This is a genomic window from Fibrobacter sp. UWB3, assembly GCF_002210405.1.
In the GTDB taxonomy this organism is placed as follows: Bacteria; Fibrobacterota; Fibrobacteria; order Fibrobacterales; family Fibrobacteraceae; genus Fibrobacter.
In genome coordinates, this window is record NZ_MWQJ01000001.1 from 271,476 (window position 1) to 297,210 (window position 25,735).

Below are 25,735 nucleotides of genomic sequence, written 5' to 3' on the forward strand. Positions count from 1 at the left end.
TCTAGTTATTTCTAGCGAATAATTTTACTGGATCATTCGACTCCATTACATTCCGCTCAGGATGACACTATGCATCGATTCTAAGTACAGCAGCATCTTAATTCCTGCGTCCGATTTTTAAAATTCTACGTCTTTCCAGCCTTCGGCGCCGAAGCGGAGGTCACGTTCCACGAATTCCCAAATCAAGAGTTTCTTGCCTTTGAGCACGCTTGCTTTGCGGGCGAGCTTTTCACGGACGAGCGTCGAGGCGCCACCGTCACTCACGATGGATGCGACCGGGCGGTTCATGTTCTTCGCGAAGTGCGCAATCCATCCGGCGTTCACCGGCGAATCGGTCTGGTAAATGCGGCTGAAGCTGTCACCGAGAATCAAGATTTCGGACTTGCGGAAATCGTCTTTGAACGGAGTGATTGTGGTGTCGTACTTAATAGCTTTAAACGCACAAGCAGTTTGGCTCGTCAAAAGGCAAAAAACATCAGTCGTTTCAGCATCCTTTCTATCAGCCTTTTTCCGATTCATACATTCTTTATATGCAGAATCAATGCATACGGTATCTTCAGGAAGTTCCTCATCTCGTATCTTGATATTCTGTTGCATCACGACGTGCCCGGTCACCTTCTGCACCTTGAACACACCAAACTTATTGAGGCCGCTCATCTCGCCCACGTCGCCCATACGGTCTGCAACGGAATCCTTTGTTACAAAACTCAAAGGATAACTACCATCCTCATGCTTCTGGAGTTTTTTCAACTTAATTTTACCCTCGGATTCCAAACGATTTACGGCAGCCGCGATTTCAGCCGCCGCAAGTTCAGCACCGCGCGGTGTCCAGTGCGTATCATCGTTCAGGTAGAGCGAACCTTCAACGGAATCGCGGGACTTTGCAGCCAACAGCGGCGTGTACAAATCAACCGTGTTAAAGCCAGCACGCGTGAGCGAATCCAAAATATTCTTGCCGTGCGACTGGAGCCCGGCGGCATTTTCATCGAGCCCCGTCAAACGTTCGGTATAGATGCTCGGCTTGCCCGGAGTAATCACCACCAAGAGTTCCACGCCCTTCGCCTTGAGCTGATCACGGAACTTTTCAATCGCCTTCACCGGATTGTCGAGCTTTGCACTGCGCACATCAAGCGGAGACGGCTGCACCAGGAATTCCACATCCTGGCGGTAAAAAAGCCACTTATCTTCGGGCTTGGCATTTTCCCTGCCGCACGACTTGCCGATGCAATCGCCTGCAGCGCCGAGAACGACCTTCTCGCCTGGATCGCTAAAGAGGTTCCAAACCGCAAGCTGGTACTTCGGACGCAACGCCAACACAATAGCACTTTCGTCGTCAATCTTGTTTTCAAAAGCACGCAAATAGCGGCTCGTCCATACGCCGTAATGCTTCACATCCAAGAACGCGCGCCACAGCGACACATGACCAAGGTCAGCCACGAGAGCCTTGATGCAAGAATCCGCTTGCGGGAAAGATTCCGGTTCATCCTCCAACTTCGAGAGGAGCGTATCCGCCAACTTGAGGCTCTTGTAACGAGCTTCAGCCGTATCGAGTTCAGCATACGTATTCACCGAAAGCACCGCCGCTTCCAAGTCCGAAAGCGCAGAAACCACAGGTTCCAACGCATCAGCCGTCTCTGTTCCAGCCGCAATCGCCTCACGGGCCGCACGCCACTTCACATCGAGCGAGTCCGCAGCCGCTGCGACCTTTTTCTCGCGCACAATCGGAGTGTAAACCACGTCCTTGAAAATGTCAAACGGCTGGAAGCGCTTTTCTCCACGCAGGTCGGCAACCGCCTGCACGCCAAACGGGAGCAACAACAAAATCGAAAAAATAACGACAGGGATAATGTATTTCTTATTCACGGGAGATAAGATAGAATTTTGTGAAGTAGTTACTAGTTAATAGTTAGTAGTTTCTAGTGATATATCGTAGGAATATATGTCGTTATAGAAGTTGATGTAGTAAGGCATGTATTCTTTATAGAAATGCACCCTAAGTGTTTCAACACCAATAAGCGTCGGCGTTTGAAATGCAAGGCACGAATCGCTAGATATAATCGCCTTTAATGATATTTCCCATGCGACAACAGGCGCGTCAACACAAATTTTGACGATTTCGTTTTTCTCCACTTCGAGCCAAAGTTCCTTGCGCAACGAATCACGGTTCACTTCAAAAGTTCTTTGAATTTTACTTTCAGGAATCTTTTCCAAATTCTTTCTCGGCTTGACACCTTCAACCGGCTTTTTCACCAAAATCGGGCCATGGAATCTTTTTGCAAGCCCAACAAGCGTCGCGTAGTCCAAGCTGTCCTTATACGCACCGCGACATTCTCCATGCTTGTCGTAATAGAATTGTGCATTCGCAAGCGCAACGCATATCGTTAGGAACAACAAAATTTTTTTCATACAGTTGAATATACAAAAGTAACGTCATTTGCAATTGTCCACGCATGCCCCGCTCCTGCCTAAAAATATTTTACAAAGATTTCTTAGACCAAAAGGCTTGCTGAAGCGTGTTAATAGTATAGGGGGCAAATCATAACCAACCCTCTAAAGGAATAGTAAATGACCGAAAATAATACGACTTCAGAAAAGAAGGCCTACTACATCGTCACGAACGCGCAGGGAGAAGAATTCTTGCTTCCGTATTACAGCGAAACGTTCCGTGTGCTGATGGATGACAAGGACTCCATTCGTGATATTCTCAATTGTTTGCTTGGGCTAGACCGCGACCATGAAATCATTGATCTCGACTACGAGTTCGAAAAGCCCATTGACGTTTTCATGCCGGAAGATGATTCCGCGCGACTTGACGTGTGGGTAACTACAAAGGATCACCGTTATTTCAACATAGAGATGCAGAATAGGAGCCATCCATTCTTTCTTGACCGTCTCCAACTCTACAATTCTTACCAGACGTTACGTGGCAAGTACGAATATAACAGGTCAACGTATTTCAAATTGATGGAGGAAAAGGAGCGTAAGGTTCATTTTTATGAACTTCCCGAAACGGTTTCCATCTGGCTTTGTAATTTCCAAATTCTCAAGTCAAAGGATATTTTTAAGGATACTTGGGCCGTCTATAGCGAGGACGAGGTTCACCACAGCGACTCAACACATCGGGCTCTTCCCATTTTCAGTAAAAATAGATATATTGTAATTGATTTACCGAACTTTAAGAGGATTCGCAAGAGCATCAGTTCACGCGAGGACTACTGGCTGAAACTCTTGTCTCAAGGGCCACTTGAAGTTCCCGAATCGAAGGACCCGATCTTTAGGGATGCGCTCAACCGTTTGCGCGTAAGCCGCATAAGCCCTGAACTGCTTAAAGCCTTGGAGGAACATATGTTCGATAAACACGCTGATGAAGCTATCGAAGCCGAAATTTGGCTCAAAGCAGAAGCTAAAGGACGAGAACAAGAACGTGCTAAAAATGAAGTTGCAAAAGCCGCTCGCGACAAGAAAATTGCCGAGTATCTTCGTTCGTTAGGTGTTTCGGAAGACAGCGTTGCCAAGGCGCTTTCTATCAAATAACAGCTCAATCCACCCCTGAAGTGCATATAAAAAGAGGTCTGCAGGCCTCTTTTTGTTTTGCGCGGTCCCTTACAACAATCTGCACATGCGAGCAATTACCTAAAATTCGCCAAATTGCGCGTTTTATCGCCTTAAACGCCAAAAAACATTTTCAAATAATGAAAAAAAACTAAATTTGGCTTCACTATGAATACTTCTATGAACGATTTATGGGTGGGTGTCGACGTAGGCTCCACCACTGTGAAAATTGCTGTAGTCGATCCCGAGACATCTAAGCTTTTACACTATACATATCAGCGTCATAACGCCATGCAGGCGAAAAAGGTCTACGAGGTCCTGCGCGAAGCCCATGCCCTTTTCCCGGGCAAGAACTTCAGGGTCACGTTCTGCGGTAGCGGCGGTCAGCCGTTCGCCGAGGCCACTCACGCCTTCTTTGTGCAAGAAGTAGTCGCAAACGCACTTGCGGTGCGTGCCACCTACCCCGATTCCAGGGTCGCCATCGAACTCGGCGGTCAGGATGCCAAGGTCGTCTTCTTCGAAAAGGACAAGACCACCGGTAAACTAATCGCCTCCGACATGCGCATGAACGGTGTCTGCGCCGGCGGTACGGGTGCATTTATCGACCAGGTCGCGGAGCTCCTCCGCATCAAGACGGAAGTATTCGAAAGCTACGCCAAGCGTGGCCAAAAAGTCTATGAAATCTCGGGCCGTTGCGGCGTGTTCGCCAAGACGGACATCCAGCCGATGCTCAACAACGGCATCGCCAAGGAAGATATCGCCCTTTCAAGTTTCCACGCCATCGCGAAGCAGACCATCGGTGGCCTTGCCCAGGGCATGGAAATCAAGCCGCCTGTCATTTTTGAAGGTGGCCCGCTCACATTTAACCCGACTCTCGTGAAGGCTTTCAAGGAACGCTTGGGCATCTCCGACGAACAGGCGATCGTCCCGGAACATTCCGAAGTGCTCGTGGCCATGGGCGCCGCTCTCGCTAACGGCTCCATGTTCGCAAACCAAGAATGCATGTACCGCGAAGAGGGTTCTCTCGACGCTCTCGTGCACTTTAACGAAATCCGCCAGGCCGAGAACAAGGCTAAGGCAGCCTCCGACCTCTTCTTCCAGAGCGAAGCGGAATACAAGCTGTTCCTCGAAGAACACAAGATGGCGGACAACCATTACCCGCAGCCGCCTTCCGGCACGACCATCAACGCCTACTTGGGCATTGACGCCGGTTCTACCACCACGAAGTTCGTGCTCATCGACGAAAACGAAAAGGTCATCGACGGCTTCTACGCCAGTAACGACGGTGAACCGCTCGCCGTCTTGAAGCGTGCCATGGTGGACCTCGCCGACCGCTACGAAGAATACGGCGTGAAGCTCAACATCTTGGGCGTGGGTACAACCGGTTACGGCGAACAGCTCTTTGCAAAGGCCGTGCACGCCGACTACCACACTGTGGAAACCGTCGCCCACGCAAATGCCGCCCAGCGCCTCTGCCCCGACGTCTCGTTCATCTTGGACATCGGTGGTCAGGACATGAAGGCCATCTCCGTGCAAGACGGTGTCGTCACGGGCATCATCCTCAACGAAGCCTGCTCCTCGGGTTGCGGTTCATTTATCGAAACGTACGCTCGCAGCCTCGGTATCCCGATGGAAAAGATTGCGGAACTCGCATTCAACTCCAAGAGCCCGTCTCAGCTCGGCAGCCGCTGCACCGTGTTCATGAACAGTTCCATCATCACGGAACAGCGCGACGGCAAGCAGCCCGAAGACATCATCGCTGGCATCTGCCGTTCCATCATCAACAACGTCTTTACGAAGGTCATCCGCATCCGCAACCTCAACACGCTCGGCAAGAAGGTTGTGGTGCAGGGCGGTACGTTCAAGAACAACGCCGTTCTCCGCGCCTTCGAACAGTACACGGGTCTCAAGGCCATCCGTCCGGAACGACCGGGCGAAATGGGCGCTATCGGTATCGCACTCCTCACGAAGAAGTTCATGGAAGAAAAGCGTGCCGCCGACCCGAACGTGCAAAGTAAGTTTATCGGCCTCGAAGCCATGAAGACTTTCAGCTGGCACAACCAGCCGGGTCAGCTCTGCCAGTACTGCACCAACCATTGCTCCCGTACCATCGTCACCTTCAGTGACGGCCAGAGCTTTGTGACGGGCAACCGCTGCGAACGTGGCGAAGTTACCGCCGACCCGAACGATCCGGCAACGAAGAAGCTCATTGCCGAAATCAACAAGAAGATGCAGGCTGTGCCGGACATGATCAAGCGCACGAACCAACTCTTGGTCAAGGACTACGCTCCGCAGATTCTCTTGCCGCAAAACGGAAAGACCATCGGTATCCCGCGCGTGCTCGAATTCTGGAACAGCCTCCCCTACTGGAAAGCATTCTTCACGGCCCTCGGTTATACCGTTGTCGTGAGCCGCCAGAGCGACTACAAGATGTTCGAAGCAGGCCTCCACAGCGTGCCTTCGGATACGGTCTGCTTCCCGGCCAAACTCGTCCACGGCCACGTGCTCAGCCTCATCGAAAAGAAGGTCGATCGCATCTTCTTCCCGATGATGATTTCGCTCCCGAGCGACCACACCAAGTTTAACGCAACAACCGTTTGCCCGGTCGTGCAAGGTTACCCGAACATCTGCCAAAACACAGACGAACCCGAAAAGAATTACGGCATCCCGATGGACCAGCCGATTTTCCACTGGGCAAACACCAAGCTCCGCAGAAGCCAGACGATCGACTGGTTCCACGACAACTGGAACATCGACAAGAAGATTTTGGACAAGGCCGTCACGGAAGGCGAAAAGGCACTCAACAATTACCGCACCACACTCCTCGAAGAAGGCCAAAAGATTCTCGACGACGTGAAGGCGAACGACAGCTTTGCCGTTGTGATTGCAGGCCGCCCCTACCATGCCGACTTGCTCATCAACCACAACATCGCAAGCCACTTTACCGCGATGGGCATTCCGGTGCTTACTACCGAATCGCTCCCGGGCGTGTACGACCAAGATGTGCCGAGCCACACCCGCGTAGAAATCAAGAACACGTTCCACTTGCGTATGCTCGGCGCAACGATGATTGCTTCGAGAGACCCGCATGTTGAACTTGCCCAGATCGTGAGCTTCGGCTGCGGACATGACTCCGTTTTGACCGACGAAATGATGCGCATGATGCACCGCGATTCCAACAAGGAAATGCTCATGCTCAAGCTCGACGAAGGCGACGCAAGAGGCCCGGTGGGCATCCGCATCAAGAGCTTTATCGAAACCGTGAAGGCCCGCCGTGCGGCAAACCTCCCGGAAAAGCCGATTTCGAACGAACCGCAGTTCCACACGCCGTACGTGGCAAGCGACAAGAACAAGCGTATCATCTTGACGCCGAACCTCTCCCCCGCTTTCGCCATTCTCGCAAGTAGCTACATTCAGGGCAAGGGTTACCTCTCGGATTACCTCCCGGTTGCAGACAAACGCGCTATTGAACTTGGCAAGAAGTACGTGCACAACGACATCTGCTTCCCCTGCCAAATCAACATCGGCGAATGCCTCAAGTGGCTCGAAGAACACCCGAACGTTCCGCAGACCGAAGTTTCAATGTGCCTTGCCAAGAACTGCGAAAACTGCCGCGCTGTGCAGTACTCCGTGCTTGGCCGTAAAGCTCTTGACGAAGCGGGTTACAAGGACGTTTCCATCATCACGACCGGCATCGACTATAAAGGCATGCATCCGGGATTCCAGCTCGGGCTCGACTTCCGCCTCCATACGCTCTGGGGCCTCGCCTTCATGGACGCCATCGAAACGGCTTACCGCGCACTCCGCCCCTACGAAATCCACAAGGGTGATTCCAAGAAAATTTACAGCAAGTGGATGCCGGAACTGATGAAGACGGCAGCCACGCTCAAGAAGACGGAACTCGGCTCTGCTAAGCGCCTTGTCGAAATGCTTCGCCAGTGCATCGACGAATTCAACAAGGTCGAAATCACGGAAGCTCGCCAGAAGGGCATCCGCAAGCCGCGCGTTGCCGTGCTCGGCGAAATCCTCATGAACTACCACCCGAGCGCAAACGGACATGTCGAAGACTACCTCATGGACAACGGCATGGAAGTTTACCTCCCGGGCATGATGGACTTCTTCCGCGTCGACGAAGTTGTGCGCGCCGAAAAGATCAAGCGCGGATTCTCGGCAAACCCGATTGCAGACCGTATCGAAGGAAGCGTCACGTCAAAGCTCTTTGCACACGCCGCAGAAACCGCCAAGAAGGTCATGCAGTCGTTCAAGCTCTACGAACACCACGCCGACTGCTTCGAACTCGTGAACTACATCGACGGCATTATCGACCCGACGTACAACACGGGCGAAGGCTGGCTCATCCCGGCAGAAATCCTTTACAACTCGAAGCACGGCATCAACAGCTTCATCATTGTGCAGCCGTTCGCCTGCCTCGCGAACCACATCAGTGGCCGTGGCCTCACGAAGGCTGTGAAGGAACGTTGCCCGCACGTGCAAATCCTGAGCTTGGACTACGATCCGGATACCAGCTTTGCTAACATCGAGAACCGCTTGCAGATGCTCATCATCAACGCTCGCGAACTCGAACGTGCGAATAAGGTAAACGTTAGTCGCTAGCCAGTAAGCAGTGTCATCCTGAGCCCCGGAACAAGTCCGGGGTAAACTCCGTAAAAGGATCTAAACATTAGAAGAGGAACCCCCGACGGGGTTCCTTTTTTTTGCATCGTCATCCCACATTCTCGTCATCCTGACGCGAAGCGGAAGGATCCAGTTAAATCCAGCTTTCTCATTACAAGATTTAACTGGATGTTTACCCAAAGGGCATAACTCCACTAAGCTACTTAAGTAGCAAGTGTCGTATATCGGGACTTTGTCCCTCAACATGACGATAAAAAAAAGACTTCCTCTTTCGAGGAAGCCCTTTTTCACTTTGACATTAAATCGTTAGCGAATTAGCGGACTGCAATGCGCTTCGTGGCGAGGACCTTGCGGCCTTCGACGAGGCGAACAATCACAGCACCCTTGCCAGCAAACTGAGCCATGTCAACGGTCTTTGCAGCACCGGAGAATGTTTCAGAGAGGAGCATGTCGCCGCGAACGCTAAAGACCTTCACAGACTTCACGCCGTTGGAGGTCGTTGCAATGCTCAACATGTTGTTGGCAACAGCCATGCTAGCCTTGGAAGCAACAGCTTCGGCGATAGCCAAAGTACCGTTGTCGCGGCCAACAGAGAAAGACGGAGCCGGCTTCGGTTCCTTGAGAATCGGCTTGAGATCAGCGCAGTCATCACCCTTGCAGACGATTTCGATCGGTTCTTCGACAACCGGTTCTTCACCACAAGAGGTTTCGACCCACCACCAATCCTGAGTGGCATCGTCATTAATCCACTGCGGGACACCTTCAGCAACACGAGCCGGATTCATGGTGTAGCACTTGCCTTCAGCCATGTTTCTCAAGCCAGCGTTGTAGCAATGCTGATCGTAGTCGCCAGTGCCGTTCACATATTCAATGCAAGTAGACACGACGATTTCGCTGGAGCTAGAGGATTCTTCGCTGGAGCTGGATTCTGCGGAGCTAGAGGATTCTTCGCTAGAGCTAGATTCAACAGAGCTAGAGGATTCTTCACTAGAGCTGGATTCAACAGAGCTGGAGCTTTCTTCGCTGGAGCTGGATTCAACAGAGCTGGAGCTTTCTTCGCTAGAGCTGGATTCAATCACATCACCGCACGGAACAACCTGCCACCACCAGACCTGAGAAGCAACGTTGTTGATCCAGAGCTGGTTCTTGACATCGTTATAGCGATCCGGGTTGAGAGCATAGCACTTGCCTTCTTCCATTTCGAGGAGGCCTGCATTGTAGCAGTTTTCAGTGAAGTTGCCAGAGCCGTTCACGAATTCGATGCACTTAGCGACAACGATTTCGCTAGAGCTGGATTCTTCAGAGCTAGAAGATTCTTCGCTGGAGCTAGATTCTTCAACAGAGCTGGAAGATTCTTCGCTGGAGCTGGATTCTTCAACAGAGCTAGAAGATTCTTCGCTGGAGCTGGATTCTTCAACAGAGCTGGAGGATTCTTCGATGCTGGAGCTGGATTCTTCAACAGAGCTAGAAGATTCTTCGACGCTGGAGCTAGAGACGATGATTTCTTCGTAGCACGGAGTTTCGATCCACCAGTTGATGGACTTCTTATTTTTTCCATGTCCACTTGTTTTAGAAGCGGTAACATCGCGAGTGTATCCGGAATAAGAGCCAAATTGAGCCTTGATTTCCGGATTAATGGCGTAGCAAGTTTCCGCCTTCATGTTTCTTAAATCAGCGTTGTAGCAGTTATTAGCAACAACACTGGCAGACAACTTTGTCTTGCCATAAGCAACACAGAGTTCAACGAGTTCCACCTGAACGCTGGAGCTAGATTCTTCAACAGAGCTAGAGGATTCTTCGCTAGAGCTAGAAACTTCTTCAGAGCTAGAGGATTCTTCGCTGGAGCTGGATTCTTCGACAGAGCTGGAAGATTCTTCAACGCTAGAGCTGGATTCTTCGACAGAGCTAGAAGATTCTTCAACGCTAGAGCTAGATTCTTCGACAGAGCTGGAAGATTCTTCAGCACTGGAGCTGGAGATTTCCGTACCGCACGTAACTTCCTGCCACCACCAGACCTGAGAAGCAACGTTGTTGATCCAGAGCTGGTTCTTAACATCGTTATAGCGATCCGGGTTGATAGCGTAGCACTTGCCTTCTTCCATTTCGAGGAGGCCTGCATTATAGCAGTTTTCAGTGTAGTTGCCAGAACCGTTCACGAACTCAATGCAGTTCGAAACAACGATCGGTTCAGCACTGGAGCTAGAAACCGGCGCTTCGTGGGAGCTGGAGGATTCCGGTTCAACAATTTCGCTAGAACTGGATTCCGGTTCGACGATTTCGCTGGAGCTAGATTCCGGCTCAACGATTTCACTAGAGCTAGATTCCGGTTCAACGATTTCGCTGGAGCTGGATTCCGGTTCTTCGCTAGAGCTAGAAACTTCTGCGATGCAAGGAGTTTCAACCCACCACCATTCCTGGGTAGCAACGTTGTTGATCCAAAGCTGGTTTTCAACATCGCGGTAACGATCCGGGTTGAGAGCATAGCACTTGCCTTCAGTCATTTCAAGGAGGCCAGCATTATAACAATTCTTGGTATAATCGCCGGTTCCGTTGACGAACGGAATGCAAGCAGAACCTTCCTGAGCCAAAGCCATTGCAGAGGCAAAGCCCAAGAAGAGGGTTGTTATTTTGGTTGTTTTCATTTATTTGACCTTTTAGTTTGTTTTTAAGGTCGTACAAATTTAGTAAATGAATCATACAAAATAATTCCAAACATACAAAAATTATATATTATATGGACAAAACGCTTAAATTTTTAAAATTTGAGCAATATCACACAAAGTGTAATTTTATTTTTACCATTTGACAACGTAATTTTAGTTTACTTATGAGCACCTATTCATAAAAAAGCAAACAAATCTTTACATGCAAAGATTGTACAAAATAGTTCGTCAAGAATACTTTAGTTCATACAGAAGGAACAAAAAAGTCCGAGAACGCATGTTCCCGGACTTTTATGATTCAAAATCTAAATCAAGCCACTTAGTCGAGCTTAATCTTCTTGAGACTCGTAACACCAGCGTTCTTGACACGCACAACATAGAGGCCACTCGGAACGCCATTCAGCGAAACAGAGACAGAGCCCGTTGCATTCTTGTCAAACGACTTCAACACGCTACCCGTCATGGAGATCAAATCTACGCGGACATCGCCTTTGACATCGAGCTGAAGCGTTCTGCCAGCAAGCGTCATCACCGGGGCCTTGGCAGCAAGAGTCGGCAAAACCGTCGTGCCTTCGCCAGAGCTTGAGCTTGCCGGAGTCGAAGAGCTAGAAGTCGGCTGCGAAGGCGTTGCTGCAGCGAGATTCGGCATGTTACCCGAAACAAGCAAACCGTTCAAAAGCTTGAGGGACTGATTGAAGTAGTTTTCGTCACCGAGAGCAACCGCTTCCTTCCAGTATTCATCGAGCTTAGCCTGATACTTTGCATCAGAGATAAGAGATGTCATGAGGGATGTCACGAACGTGCTATTGTGATCATTGCCAAGACTGCCAGACGATCTGAGGACTGGGCCCTTCATGTTGGCGGCACTGACAGTAGAAACAAATTCAGCCATCTTCTTGTCGAGAGCGAGAGCTCGCGTATCGCCATGCCAGCAAACAGCCTTGGCATTGCGCCACGGAGCGCGGGAAGCGTCGTAACTATAGTAGTCATCTTCGCTCTTGCCGTTTTTATCAGTCCAGTCATCAATGAGGCCCGTCGTAACTTCTGCAGAGCTAGCTTCGTAGAGCTTCATGTTGGCATCGTAAGCGGTCTTGTTCCAGAATTCCGCATTGTCCGTATCGATCAAGGCAAAAACCGGCATGTAGGCAGGGTCAAAATAGCCCGGGTTCTTGCGGTTGAAAGCGGCATCGCCCCACTTGTCGCCCGGCAAATGCAGACCATTCGATTCGAACTCGGACTTTTTCATGGACTGGATGAGCTTTTTGGCATCTTCCTTGTACTTTTCGTCACCGAACTGGAAGTAAGCCATTGCAAGAGCAGCGGCGGCATCGATATCGCCATCGAGTGCTGCACCGTTACCGGCATCCCACGACTGAGAAAGATTACCAACCTTCCAAATCATGAGGCCGTTTTCGTTCATCATCTTCTTGTAGAAGTTCCAAATCTTGTCGAATTGCGGCTGATAGCTCGTCGTGTTATCGCTAAAGTAGACCATCAAAAGCATGCCGTAACCGACACCTTCCGAGAAATACGTATCAGAACCCGGATCAGAACGGACACCAGCAACATCGCCATTTTCATTGTACATGGTTTTGAGCCAGTAGGCAAACTGGGACTTCAATTCTTCGGAGGCCTTGGCCTTGTCGCTCAAAAGCGTTGCATTTCCACCGTAATCCGACATCTGCGGGAACGGGAAATTGACCTTAGCCTGGGCAAGCCCGAAAGCGAACAAACCGGCAAGTCCCATTTTTACCAAACGATTCATACACAACTCCAATGCCCACACAGGGCCGTTAAATCTATCTAAAAATAAATTATTAGCGACCAAATTTAAATTTTTTTAGTCTTACGTTTTAATGCTGTGTGCGGTCCATCACGACAAAAAGAGAGTCGCGGTACGCTACGTGCCATTTTTCGCTTGAATCAAGGGTTGCAAGCAACTTATCCCATCTGGCATAATAGCGGAGCGGGAGCACCACGCGATCGATATCTTGCGAATCGGCATCCACCAAAAAGAGCCGCGGCATGGTCGCATAAGTCAGGTAACGTTCAAAGAAATCTGCCGTTTTCAAGATAAAACGCCCATCGATGTATATCGAATCGAGCGGGTTCATAAACGCCAAATAGCCGCCCGCACGGTCATCGTTAAACAACCTGCCCGGATGCGGATTTTCCATCATCCAATGCGCAGCCCCCACAGGCACACGCTGGTAGGCAATCATGGAATCGTAAGATGAGAGCGACTTGCTCCAATGCCCAAGCACAAAAGCCAAAACAACGGCAGCAAGCAAAAACTCCGATGTCAAAAGCGGGCTAAACGAATGACCCCAATTGCGAGTTTTTTGAGCCAGTTTTCCCTTAAGCTTTAACTTAGAGCCAATCTTTCGAGACTTTTCGGCAAGATGTTTTTTCAGTTTCAAGCCTGTATTTTTGATTTTCAGGCTAGTATTCCTGAGTTTCGAACTAGAAGTCGACGGGCGCATCGAAAAATGCACAACAATAGCCACAAAAACCGGCAAAAAGAGCACAAAGTTGCGTTCGGCAACAAGAGCGAGAATCGCAGTGATGAAAAGCCAAGATGGAAGCAGCCTGCGGGTAAATATGGCCTCGACACGTTCATTCGTCTGCCAAGACAACTGCCACGAAGAATCCGGCGAGGGTTGCAAATACCACCGGACTATAGCAAGTACAATTCCGGCCACGCAAAATACAAGCATCAAAGCAGACTGCAACACATTTTCACCATTTAGCAAAAGCGTAATCGGCGAACGGTTTTCCGCAATTTCATTCGAAAAAATTATAGCAGAAGGAGAAAGGCCAAGCAACCGATCCAACAGTTCAAACGGATAGGGAATCAAATTCAGGCCGTCATGATGGAAAAACGGCATCGCAAACAGCAAAATGACAAAAAGCAACTGCCACGCAATCGTCTTGAGCGGAATTCGAGTCCCATTCCATTGCCTTACCTTTCCAAACCTCACCCAGCGCCTAAACCAGAGGCTATACGAGAAAAAGCCAAATGCCAAGACCAATCCCAAGACATACAGTCCCTGGCATTTGCACCAAATCCACTGGATAAAAAGGACCAAAAGCACGCCTAAAAACTTATACAAGCTCGTCACATCACGGAATGTCAGGTGAAACACATGATGAAATTTTTTGGACACCGAGCTGCGTTCCATCTTACGTTCGCGCCACCCGTAAAAGAGCCAAGGCAACACGTTCCAATAAATGCCAAGGAAGAGCATGCTCAAAAGCACCGGTCGCATTTCAAATTGATAGCGGAAAATAAAGAGAAGGACCGCAATCCCAGCAAACGTTACTGGAGAAATCTCTCCACTAGACTCAACTGCGTTTTCTTTATTCAAATTAAAACCGCGCATCGAAGGCAGCAAGAACAGCACAAAGACAAGGCCCCACAAAAAAGCCTTGAAAGCAACCAACAACGGAGCTTCACCAATGTCATAGACAAACGCTACCATCTGCTGGAAATACTCGTGCACATTCACAACGGGTTCGCGCACAGGTGTCCAAGTCGTCACCCAATCGCGCGCACAGGCCAGATGCCACCAAATATCGGTATCCGTCAACGGGAATACCGCAAAAAGCGCGACCGCAGCAGCAACCAATACTAAAGACAAATGCACAAGCAACCTACCCTACTATTTACTTTTTCGACTTGCCGTCTATTGATTTAATCAGAGAATCAATTTTTGCAGTGACACGCTTGGCGCCATCCTTGTTCAAATGGTCAAAATCACTTGCCATTGATGTCGGGTAATCATGGTCGCCAAAATTATTTTCATTCATGAGGTAAAAATTCGAATGGATATCAGCCAAATTTTCGATTTCTTCGATCAGCTTTTCGGCATGGCTGCGGCGTAAGCCATGGCGGCCATAAGCCCCCGTCTTCTTGTAATACGGACTGATCGGGAACAAGACTCCAACAACGGTAATATCCCTTTCTTTAGCCAGGCGAACAACATCCTTCAATTTTTCAAATTCGCCAGAGAAAAGTGCAGAGCACTGGCTCAGTTCCGATTTTGCAAGGCACTTATCCAAGCTCGAATCCGCAACGCAAACATCCATATGGTAATTAGAAACACAAGTTTCCTGATCCATATTGACAAGGCACTGGGCAAGACTCTTGTTAAACAAGCAATCACTCCATGTAGAATCGCCGCTCATTCCAGCCACGCCATTTTCATCATACCATCCACTATTTTCCGTTGTGGGGTACCATCCGAGATTGGACTTGACATAATCAGCTTCTGGAGATGCATTTTCTGCAATAAGTTTCAAGAACTCATCGTCAACGCCATCCGGATAGAACTCGTGATTTCTATCGTATTCATAGCCAAGCGCACTATTCATACTCATATTGACATCGGTGCGCTCATCACCATTCCACCACCAGTCAATTCCAAGGCCAAGAACAACATATTTAAGTTTAGAACAATGATTCAAAACATAATTTGAGAAAAGATAATGGGCACAATGCATATCACACGGGATAATCCCCATATTGATCGAAGGCTTGCTCATTTCAGGAGCCGCAAAGCCCACCCACAAGTGTGAATTTCCAAGCCCCACAACTTCTACAGAATCCTTCAACTGCCAGAACATCGGCATTTTATTGGCGAGCAAGTAATACGTCTGATTTTTAGGAGTTAAGTATTGACCAACACTATCGGCACTCCATTTCTGGTCACTTGATGCATTATTAACAGATTTCCAGAAACAAGGATGCCAAAGTTCTTCGCCTTCAGCAATTTCTGTAATCGTATTGTCGTCAACATTCACTAGCACTATTTTCTGGTGAGCGCCATCAACATTAGTCAACGTAGCAATAGCCATGTTTTCATCATGCAGAACCCATTCGCTATGGTCAAACGCCCAGTTTTTAGGAGCCTTCACCGACTTGAGCAATTTGCCAGTACTATCCATAACAAACATACGTTCATGCACGTTATAGTCTTCACCAACAAATTCAATTCCAGGTTCACCCATAAAATCAAGGAACAAGGTCTGCTTGGATGTTTTATTCAAAGAAGCATTGCAAGCCTGTTCTTTTGCATACCAAATCGTATCTTGAGCGTTTTCTTCAACAGTCGATTTTTTCGAAGCAACACGAGCACGGAGCAGACGGGCTCCACTCACCGTCAATTTCGAATCATCGCTGATACCGCCATGATAAGCGCCATCAAAAAGCTTTACAGGCGTTCCATCAAATTTTCCATTTGCAAATTTCACCTGCCACGTACTTTTTGCAAAGAACGAAGACTTATCTTCGTTGTTTCCCGCATCGGTGACATAAACGATAACCGTATCTCCATTGTCAAGCACACGCCAGCGAGGGATTGCTGCTGACTTCACATCAAGCTTTACAAGATTACTCCCCGATTCATTCAAGTCACGGACATAGACTTCCGATTTTCCGCCGACACCTTCTTCGCTTGTGCAGAACGCAACACGTTTTCCGTCTGGCGAAATGTCAGGATGATAGACATCTATCGAATCCTTGATTTCAACAACCGTCGGTGTGATTTTCGTAAAATCTATAAAGGATAACTTTTTGGTCACATCATTGCGGAAAGCAAGCTTTGCTCGCGACGTTCCCAAAATAGACGAAATCTTATTTTTCCCAACAACAACCGAGACGTTCGAAGAAACGACATCTCCCGACGTATTCAGCAAAACGGCATTTTCAATTTTACCATACGCCAAGCGGAATCCGAGATAATTAGAAGCCGTTTGTTCCGTGACCGTATAAACGTCACCACGTGCATAAAGATTGATTGTCTGAGGAATACTATTAAAGCTTCCGCCCTTGATAACGCGTTCATCATGGCTCCCGCCATTGGTTGCACCAATGAAGTTCGTAACCATTTCTTCGCGGAACGATCCAAGCCAGTCATTCACCCACTCGGTCACATTTCCAAGCAAGTCACAAAAGCCATTATCATCCTTTTTCTTACAAACTTCATGAGATTCAAAATCAGAATTGCTGGCATTCCAGCTATTATCGACATTAAACGCTAAACCCGCGGCATACACCCATTCTGCTTCGGTCGGCAAACGGAAAGCCTCCACATCGGGATCAAATTTTAAGCCTTCCATCAAGACGCAATGGCCTTTTTTATCCAGTTCCAACGAAGAGTAAGTATAGGCAGTATCCATGCCGGCAGCTTTACTTTTGGCATTTGCATAAAGCACGGCATCCAAATACGTCACATTTACCGCCGGCAAGTTTTTCTTTTCGCAATCTAGAGAAACGCGACCTTTCTTGTCCCCCATCAAATCATTAAATTCACCACAAGTAACTTCATGTTGCCCCAGCTGGTAGTCATAAGTAAACTCGACTTTCATTTCGGGGCGTTCGCTCGCCTTGGCCGATTTCAAGTTCGTTCCCAACGCCACGTTTTGTTTAGAAGAGCGAACCAAAATAAATTCATCTTGTAAATCGACTTCAGGGCATTTCTTCTTTGAGGAGCATGTCAAAAAAGACTCGACTTTACTTTCTACCGAAGAATCATAATGATTGCAAGAAGCCATCAAAGAGAGAGCAAAGACAGACATGCTCCAGACAAGGATGTTTCCTTTATAACAGAAGCCCATAGTTACTCTCCTAGTTTCAACAGCAGTGAATCAAGCCTATGCGTCAGCTTTTGTGCACCGGCAATGCTCAGATGATCTGTGTTTATGGCCATCTCATCAGAGTAGTCATGATCCCCATTTTTATTTTCATCCATCAAAACAAAGTTTGAATACCTATGCTCCATATTCATCAAAGTCTCCATAATTTCTTCCGCAAAAGAACGTTGCGGTCCATAGCGTCCCCAAGACCCCGTTTCACGATAGCGAGGATTCTGTGGAAAAACTACCCCTACAATCTTTAAATTCAGAGAATCCATCTTAATTATAAATTTTTCAAGACGGTTCAAGTTCCATTGCACATTTGCAATATTCGCTTTTGACCAATTTGAATCGAGTTCCACCAAGGGAGAGCCCCATTCAACGCCTTCATCGCTAAAGAACCCGCGGGATTCCACAAAATTCGTCCTTGCGGCTTCCGGATAATTGGCTGCATTTTCTACGACTTCCGTAAAATAATCCGGTAAATTGCCTTTCCAGAAATCATGGTTTGCATCATAAATGTAGCCTGGGGCTTTTGTAAATATCAAATCCGAAAACTCCATCCTGTTAAGCCAAAGGTCAATATCTACAGCCATCACGATGTACTTCAACTTTTTCAAATGATTCACGCCATAATTTTCAGCAACATACAGCGTCGCATTCAAGTCATTTCCCATATGCCCGACATTCGTCGCAAAGCCAGATTTCATCTCTGTCACGACAATGCCTTTTTCAGTCCTAGAACTCCCCACGCACAGGATCTCTATATCATCCTTATATTTCCACATCACCGTAAGCTTTATGCCAATCGCTTCAAGAGTTCCATCTTGGCCCTCAAGATAATAAACGCCAGCGCTGTCTAAATCAAGAACGCTATCACGGACAGAAATGTTGTTCCTAATCCACAAGCAAGGGTGCCAAAGTTCTTCCCCTTCGACAATTTCCACAACCGAGCTGTCCGTCAAGTCGACAAGTGCTATTTTCTGATGAGCGCCCTGGCCATTTACAAGAGTTACAACCGCAGTATTTTTCCCGCCTATGGTCCATTCACTATGGTCAAAAGTATACCCATTCGGCGCGGCAACAGACTGCACCAGTTTACCGGAAGATTTTGCCACAAGCAAACGTTCGTGCGTCCCGTAATCTTTTCCAACAAATTTCACACCTGCTTTACCGCCAAAGTCAAGGAACAACGTCCGCTTGCTACTATCCTTGGCAAGAGACGCATTACAAGCCTGTTCAGCCTCATCTTTATATTTGTACCACACGGTATCTCGGGCGTTTTCGGTAACAGAAGAGCCTTTCTCGGCAATGCGGGCTCGCAAACGGCTTGAACCTGTAACAGCTAGCGTATTATCTTCGCTTATGCCGCCATGATAAGCTCCATCAAAAAGTTTTACCGGTTTACCGAACTTGCCATTTGCAAACTTTACCTGCCATGTAGAGGCCGATTTGAAAGTCTTATCATTTTCATTGTTTTCAGCATTCGTCACATAGACAATGACCGTATCGCCATTTTCAAGCACTCGCCAGCGCGGAATAGCCGCACTCTCGACATTTAGGCGAACCAAATTCGTCCCAGATTCATTCAAGTCACGCACGTACAGTTCCGAAGTTCCCTGAACCCCTTCAAGCCCAGTACAGAAGGCCACTTTTTTTCCATCCGGAGATATATCAGGGTGATAGACTTCAAGCGAATCCGCAATTTCCCTAACCAAAGGGGACCCGCTCAAATAGTCAATATAAGTCAAGTTTCCCGTAATGTCGTTACGGAATGCAAGCTTTACTTGATAAGACCCCACCAGGGATTTCATGGTTACAGACGAAGTCAACGGGACAATTCGCGATTCCACAATTCTACCATCCGAGCTCATCCAAGTTGCTTCCGAAATGGCGCCAAACGCCAAGCGGAATCCTATATACTCCTTGTGAGTCGACGAAGTCACCATATACACGTCACCGCGATTATACAGTTCAATGGAGCTTGCGGAATTTCTATAGCTACCACCTTTAACAACGCGCATTCGCTGCGAGCCCGCATCAGGGGCGCCCACAAAATTGGTCACCACCGTATCACGGAAATTTCCGAGCCAGTCATTTGCCCATTCCATAGCGTTTCCGACAAGGTCGCAGAATTTAGAGACAGAATCCACAATGGTGCAAACGTCGTGCAATTCATACCCCGAATTTTCGGCAGTCCAGCCTGCAGACAAGTTCCAATTTTTTTGAGCGACCAGAATCCATTCCGCTTCGGTCGGCAAGCGATAAGCTTTCACTTCGGGATGGAACGCAAAGCCTTCTAGGTTTATACAGTGTTTTTCGCCATCAAACTGCGCATTGACATATGTATAAGCCGTATCAAAGCCTTCGGCCTTGCTGCGTTCATTTGCAAAGAGAACTGCATCGTAATAGGTCAAATCTGTTGCAGGAATATTTTCACTTGAGCAGGCCAAATTCAGTTTAAAAGACGATTTCATGAGCGTATTAAATTCGCCACATGTCACCTCATGCTCACCCAAATAAAAAGTATAATCTAAAAACGCTTTCATTTGCGGGCGTTCTGTAGCCTTAGCCAAAGGATAATCGGTTCCCAAAAAAACAGTATCCTTTTTCGCACTGAACCGCACCATTCCCGGCAAGAAGCGCGAATTACTAGACGAAGATACGCCCTCGGAATCCGAGCACGATGCCAAAAGAACAACAAATGCGGCCAGTAAGAACTTCAGCATAGATCAATTTTCCAATGTAGCAAGCAACGAGTCGAGCCTATGCGTATACTGCTTTGCGCCAAGAGCACTCAGGTGATCTGTATTGTAAGCCATTTCGCTAGTATAGTCATGATCACCAAACTTATTTTCATCAAACATGATCACATCAAGTTTCCCAATCTCATTGATAATTTCCATAGCATAACTGCGCCTTGGGCCATAAATCCCAAAAGTTCCCGTTTTTGCATATCCCGGATTCTGGGGCAAGACAGTAACAATAACAGTAATTCCTCTTGCACGAGCCTTTTGAACCATATCTTCAAAAGTCTTAAGGTTTCTTTTCAACAAAGGCGAATCTAAAGTAAGGACGTTCGAATCACGGACACAGACTGCCTCGCCCCAATTCCTTGAAGGCATCAAAAAGTCCTCTAGATCATAATCAAAAAGCATCGCCGTCTTAGGGCGTGGCGAAGCCTTTACAGCATCCAAGAAATGATCCGGCAAGCCATCGACCCAAAAGCCGTGACTTTCATCGTACTTGTATCCAGGAACTCTGTTGTAAATAACTTCACTCCAAGTGTCATAACGATCCGTCCACAACATGGCCGGAGACATTTCAAGAACAACGACCTTCAGATTCTTTACATGGTTCAAGACGTAGTTTTCAAACAGGTATTCCATACCCGTCACCTGCCCCGAAGAAAACGCCATGTTCAAAATACGCTGCGACTTCACATCTTTATCATAGAGTGCAAACATCGTTCTTGAAGAACCCAAAGCAACAGCCGTGAGTTCATCGCGATATTCCCAGAAGCGCTCCATTTTCACACGGAGGTCAATTGCGCCATACGAAGCCGACGGATGATAATAAACGCCAGCGCTGTCCGTATCGAGATTCACACTGTCAAAGCGATTTCTAGAATGCCAGAGGCAAGGGTGCCAAAGTTCGTCGCCTTCCACAAGAGTCTTTACCGATCCATCCGAAAAGTCGACAAGAACGATTTTTTGATGGACGCCATTCACATTAGCAAGTGTCGCCACCGCAAGATTAGAGCCTCCAATAGCCCATTCTGTATGGTCAAATGTATAGCCAGCCGGAGCCGCAACACTTTGAACAAGTTCTCCGCGATTATTCATGACCAAAAGCCTTTCATGGGTGTTGTAAGATTGTCCCACAAACTGGGCACCCGTAGCGCCGCCAAAATCAAGGAACAAAGTCCTATTGCTACCGTCATTAGCTAGCGAAACATTGCAAGCCTGTTCTCCACCATACCAAATGGAATCAACGCCATTAAACACGACACTGCTTATTGTAGCCATTTTAGCACGCAAAAGCTTTGAGCCGGTTACCGCAAGCTGCTTATCCGCGCTCACGCCTCCATGAAACGCGCCATCAAAAATTTTCTTGGGGATTCCAAATTGTCCGTTATTAAAAGGAACCTGCCAAGTGCTCATCGCCGCAAACGAAGCATCATCACTATTGTCCGCAGCACTCGAGACATAGACAATCGCGGTATCGCCATTCTCAAGAATACGCCAACGAGGGATTACAGCATTTTCGACGTCCAATTTGACAAGTCCAGATCCTGTCGCATCCAGATTGCGGACATACACGCTTGAGGGACGGACACCACCTTCAATTCCCGTGCAAAAGGCAACCCGTTTCCCATCAGGAGAAACATCAGGATGATATACTTGCAAGCTGTCCTTGATTTCTGTCACCGAATTGAATCCTGTTCCATATTCGATAAACGCCAGATTGCCCGTCACATCATTGCGGAATACAAGCTTCGATTCATACGTTCCCGTCAGATGCTTAACATCATTCGTTTCAGCCAGCGAATTGACTACAGATTCTTTTACAGAACCACGTTCATCAAGCATCGTCGCATTAGGAATAGCTCCCAAAGCCAAGCGAAAACCGATATAATCTGCCTTAGCCGAAGAAACAACGGTATAAATATCTCCACGGCTATAAATGTTGATCAGTGAAGGGTCATTTCGGTAGCTTCCACCTTTGACCACACGTTCTCCAAGGCCACCGCCATCAGCTCCACCCACAAAATTAGTGACAGGCTCTTGACGAAAATATGTAAGCCAGTCGTTCACCCATTCCAGAACGTTGCCAGCCATATCGTAAATGCCCAAAGTGTTCGCCGGCGATGTCGCTACATCATGAGCCACAAAGCCCGAATTTTCGCTATGCCAACCCGCCTCGGGGTTCCAGCCATGACTTGCAGCATAGACCCATTCAGCTTCGGTCGGCAAGCGGAAACCATTTACATCTTCACGGAAAACAAGTCCATCAAGGTCATCGCAACCGCCCTTGGGATTAAAAGTCGCCTTTGTGTACGTATAAACGGTATCCAGGTTATAAGCTTTGCTCTTGGCATTTGCATAAAGCACGGCATCAAAATAGGACACGTTTGTCACCGGGCTTTGGTCATCGCAAGCTTCATGGCATTCAGCACCAGCGCCATTTCGCAAGGCGTTGTATTCGCCACGAGTAACCTCGTTTTTGCTTATATAAAAATTATACGTAAAGTGAACTTTCATCCTAGGAGTTTCACTTGTACGAGCCCCATTTACATCCGTTCCAAGGAAAGTTGAATTTCCTCCAGCTTTAACAAAGACAAAACCATCTATCTCATTTACAACAGAGGGATTTGTCGGAACGGCAAAAACGGGATTTTCTTCATTACATGAAACTCCCAAAATAAGAGAAATAAAGCAAAGGACTCTATAGCAAAAAGGATGACGGATAAAGTTTTTCATTTTTTCTTTTCCCAGGATAACAAGAGCTCATTCAACCGATAGCTCAATAACCCAGCACCACCATTACATAAATGGTCTTCATCTACAGCCATATTATCTGTATAGTCGTGCTTTCCCATTTTATTTTCATCCATCACCAAAAAATTCGGATACTTCTTATTTAAAGAACTAAGTTCATCAATCAGTTTCTTTGCCCTGCTACGGCGGAGTCCATAACGTCCAAACGCGCCCGTTTCCTTATACGCCGGGCTCTGCGGGAAAATAACACCCACCACACGGATATTCCTCTTTGCCGCTTCCTCAATAATGGAAATGAGGGCATTCTTACAGTCTTCAAGCAAGTATTCGCGGGAATCATAATAGGTGCTATCCATCTCAATTTCAGGATTTTCACGCCAAGAACTACAATTCGAATAAGAATACCGGCCACGGTCCTTCATGTACAAACTTTCATCCGAAGAGCCAATCGCATTTTCTGTATATTCCAGCAATCCATCTGGAACTCCGTCTTTCCAATAATCATGATTCTTGTCGTACACATATCCCGGATAGTTATCAAAATGCGTATAGAACATGTTGTCGCCATTAGGGCCATCAATTTTGTACCAGAAATCAATATCAAGCGAAATAATCAAATATTTCAACTTCTTCAGATGATTGAATACATAATGGTCCAAATAATCCCTTGTCATATAAATGGAATTAGGCGTTTGTCCAAAATTCACCGCAAAGAAACTTTTATCGAAACGCGAAGGGCTTATGCCAAACAACGGGCGTGACGAGCCCAGAATGGCCACATTCGCAGAATCGCGATACTTCCAGAGAAGTTCCATGTTGAAGCGCATGATAACAGAAGCCCATTCATCCGCAGGGCGCAAATAAACGCCTGCGCTGTCAGGATCAAGTTCTGACGTTTTTGAAGTTTCGTACTTCTTACGCCAAATTGCGGGGTGCCAAAGTTCATCGCCTTCAGCCAAATCCAAAATCGAGCCATCTTTCACATTTATAAGGACAATTTTCTTGTGCGTTCCATTGGCGTTTACAAGAGTAGCAACAATAAAACCGCCATCAGGGTCCGAACCCGTATAATTCTGAGCCCATTCCGTATGGTCAAAACTATCGCCCACAGGTGCCGCAATGGACTTGATTAGTTTTCCTGTACTGTCAGCAATAAGCAACCGTTCATGCGTCCCATAGCTTTCACCCACAAAGTCAATCCCGGTATCCCCGCCAAAATCAAGGAACGCCACACGCTTCGTGCCATCGTTCGCAAGCGAAACGTTACAGGCCTGTTCCCCATTATACCATATGGTATCACGAGCATTTGCAAGGGTCATGCCGGGCTTGGCCACTTTCGCACGCAACAATCTGGCACCCGTTACAGCAAGCGTATTATCATCAGATATACCACCGTGATAAGCGCCGTCAAAAAGCTTTTGAGGAACGCCAAAGCGACCATTGGCATACTTCACCTGCCATGTACTTTTCGACTTAAACGCAGAATTTTCCTTGTTATTACCGGCATCCGAAACATACACAATGACGGTATCGCCATTTTCAAGCAAGCGCCATCGCGGGATGGCTGCATTTCCATTGGCCTTAACCTTTAACGGTTTCGTATAATTTTCCGAGAGCGGACGAATATAGACATCCGACTTGCCAGAAACGCCTTCCATTCCTGTACAAAAGGCAACAAGTCTCCCATCCGGAGAAATATCAGGATGATAGGAATCAAGGGTGTCCAAAAATTCGAAAACCGACAGAGAGCCATTGACATAATCCACAAAAGCCAAGTTTCCGCTCACGTCATTACGGAAAACAAGTTTTGTACGATACGTTTCCATGTTCTTCTTGACGACGCTAGCGCCTGCCATCGGGATAACCCTATTTTGTCGAACTTGACCATCTCGCCTCATCCAGACGGCATTTGGAATTTTACCAAAGGCAATACGGAAACCAAGATATTCCGACTTCGCCGCCGAAGTCACGATGTAGACATCGCCACGATTATAGAGCTTAATCGAAGACGGGTCGTTGCGATAGCTCCCGCCCTTGATAATGCGTTCACCTAGAGAACCGCCATCAGAAGCTCCGACAAAATTCGTAATCGTCGTGTCCCTGAAATAGCCAAGCCAATCCGAGACCCATTCCTTGACATTGCCGCCCATATCGCAAAAGTCGCCATGAATACGAGGATACGAGCAAACTTTTTTCGGCTCAAAATCGGAATTCAGCGCATTCCACTCTGCAGAAGGATTCCAATCGCGGTCTGCGGCCATAATCCATTCCGCTTCTGTCGGCAGACGATACGCCTCCACTTCGGGATGGAAGAGAATACTTTCCATCGATACGCAGTTTCCCGCGGCATCAAAAGCAGTTGAGAAATAAGTATAAGCAGTATCGTAGCCTTCACGCTTACTACGTTCGTTTGCATAAAGGACGGCATCAAAATAAGTAACCCTGGTCACGGGCAGCAAATCAGAATCCTTGCCTCGGCAACGATCATCAAAAGTCGTCCCCATGATCCGTTTAAATTCACCGCAAGTAATCTCATGCGCGCCAATGGAAAAATCGTAGTTCAAGGCAGCCTTCAATTGAGGCGTTTCACTAGGTTTTGCTGTTGGAGCATACGTACCTAGGTACGACATTGCACCACCATTCGAATTTTTAATTTTCGAAGCCTTGATCGTAATTAAGCCATCATGAGCCTTGTCTGTTTCTATCGGAGCATTTAGCCAAACATGTTCGCCAAAAAAAGTATCACAC

11 protein-coding genes are annotated in these 25,735 nt (G+C 47.7%); 2 read left to right on the top strand and 9 right to left on the bottom strand.

Going from position 1 to position 25,735, the window contains the following annotated elements:
* Positions 1-117: 117 nt before the first annotated feature.
* Together B7991_RS01190 and B7991_RS01195 are read right to left on the bottom strand one after the other, a co-directional pair.
* Entirely contained in the window at positions 118-1,863 is a 1,746-nt protein-coding gene (locus tag B7991_RS01190; protein ID WP_088629223.1) for a hypothetical protein, read from the bottom strand.
* A 36-nt stretch (positions 1,864-1,899) separates the two neighbouring features.
* The gene (locus B7991_RS01195; RefSeq protein ID WP_235002937.1) at positions 1,900-2,406 is read right to left on the bottom strand and encodes a hypothetical protein; all 507 of its coding nucleotides are present in this window, start codon (positions 2,404-2,406) and stop codon (positions 1,900-1,902) included.
* Between the two features lie 159 nt (positions 2,407-2,565).
* Here B7991_RS01195 and B7991_RS01200 point away from each other — a divergent pair, with 159 nt between their 5' ends.
* Together B7991_RS01200 and B7991_RS01205 are read left to right on the top strand one after the other, a co-directional pair.
* Complete coding sequence (locus tag B7991_RS01200; protein ID WP_235002936.1) at positions 2,566-3,534, top strand: Rpn family recombination-promoting nuclease/putative transposase; 969 nt, start codon at positions 2,566-2,568, stop codon at positions 3,532-3,534.
* A gap of 198 nt (positions 3,535-3,732) precedes the next feature.
* On the top strand, positions 3,733-8,166 hold the full coding sequence (locus tag B7991_RS01205) for an acyl-CoA dehydratase activase (RefSeq protein WP_254917795.1): 4,434 nt from the start codon (positions 3,733-3,735) through the stop codon (positions 8,164-8,166).
* A gap of 335 nt (positions 8,167-8,501) precedes the next feature.
* On the opposite strand, the gene B7991_RS01210 is transcribed toward B7991_RS01205, so the two are convergent.
* The 7 genes from B7991_RS01210 to B7991_RS01240 all read right to left on the bottom strand — a co-directional run bounded on the left by B7991_RS01210 (position 8,502) and on the right by B7991_RS01240 (position 25,617).
* Complete coding sequence (locus B7991_RS01210; RefSeq protein WP_088629225.1) at positions 8,502-10,829, bottom strand: hypothetical protein; 2,328 nt, start codon at positions 10,827-10,829, stop codon at positions 8,502-8,504.
* A 340-nt stretch (positions 10,830-11,169) separates the two neighbouring features.
* Positions 11,170-12,615: a glycosyl hydrolase family 8 gene (locus B7991_RS01215; protein ID WP_088629226.1), complete on the bottom strand. Its 1,446-nt coding sequence runs from the start codon at positions 12,613-12,615 to the stop codon at positions 11,170-11,172.
* An 88-nt stretch (positions 12,616-12,703) separates the two neighbouring features.
* Positions 12,704-14,497, bottom strand: coding sequence for a hypothetical protein (locus tag B7991_RS01220; protein ID WP_088629448.1), 1,794 nt, complete (start codon positions 14,495-14,497; stop codon positions 12,704-12,706).
* A gap of 19 nt (positions 14,498-14,516) precedes the next feature.
* A complete protein-coding gene (locus tag B7991_RS01225; protein WP_088629227.1) occupies positions 14,517-17,468 on the bottom strand; it encodes a TIGR02171 family protein in 2,952 nt (983 codons plus the stop codon).
* A 2-nt stretch (positions 17,469-17,470) separates the two neighbouring features.
* Entirely contained in the window at positions 17,471-20,215 is a 2,745-nt protein-coding gene (locus tag B7991_RS01230; RefSeq protein ID WP_088629228.1) for a TIGR02171 family protein, read from the bottom strand.
* 3 nt (positions 20,216-20,218) lie between these two features.
* Positions 20,219-22,969 (bottom strand): TIGR02171 family protein, encoded by a 2,751-nt coding sequence (locus B7991_RS01235; protein ID WP_088629229.1) that lies wholly within the window; start codon positions 22,967-22,969, stop codon positions 20,219-20,221.
* A complete protein-coding gene (locus tag B7991_RS01240) occupies positions 22,966-25,617 on the bottom strand; it encodes a TIGR02171 family protein (protein WP_254917796.1) in 2,652 nt (883 codons plus the stop codon). Before B7991_RS01240 ends, B7991_RS01235 begins: the two co-directional genes overlap by 4 nt.
* Positions 25,618-25,735 lie beyond the last annotated feature (118 nt).

What these genes read in the sequence shown, in the direction of transcription:
- B7991_RS01205 (WP_254917795.1), top strand. Translation starts at nt 3,733, where the DNA reads ATGAACGATTTATGGGTGGGTGTCGACGTAGGCTCCACCACTGTGAAA.
- B7991_RS01225 (WP_088629227.1), bottom strand. Translation starts at nt 17,468, where the DNA reads ATGGGCTTCTGTTATAAAGGAAACATCCTTGTCTGGAGCATGTCTGTC.
- B7991_RS01230 (WP_088629228.1), bottom strand. Translation starts at nt 20,215, where the DNA reads ATGCTGAAGTTCTTACTGGCCGCATTTGTTGTTCTTTTGGCATCGTGC.
- B7991_RS01215 (WP_088629226.1), bottom strand. Translation starts at nt 12,615, where the DNA reads ATGAATCGTTTGGTAAAAATGGGACTTGCCGGTTTGTTCGCTTTCGGG.
- B7991_RS01195 (WP_235002937.1), bottom strand. Translation starts at nt 2,406, where the DNA reads ATGAAAAAAATTTTGTTGTTCCTAACGATATGCGTTGCGCTTGCGAAT.
- B7991_RS01210 (WP_088629225.1), bottom strand. Translation starts at nt 10,829, where the DNA reads ATGAAAACAACCAAAATAACAACCCTCTTCTTGGGCTTTGCCTCTGCA.
- B7991_RS01240 (WP_254917796.1), bottom strand. Translation starts at nt 25,617, where the DNA reads ATGTCGTACCTAGGTACGTATGCTCCAACAGCAAAACCTAGTGAAACG.
- B7991_RS01235 (WP_088629229.1), bottom strand. Translation starts at nt 22,969, where the DNA reads ATGAAAAACTTTATCCGTCATCCTTTTTGCTATAGAGTCCTTTGCTTT.
- B7991_RS01200 (WP_235002936.1), top strand. Translation starts at nt 2,566, where the DNA reads ATGACCGAAAATAATACGACTTCAGAAAAGAAGGCCTACTACATCGTC.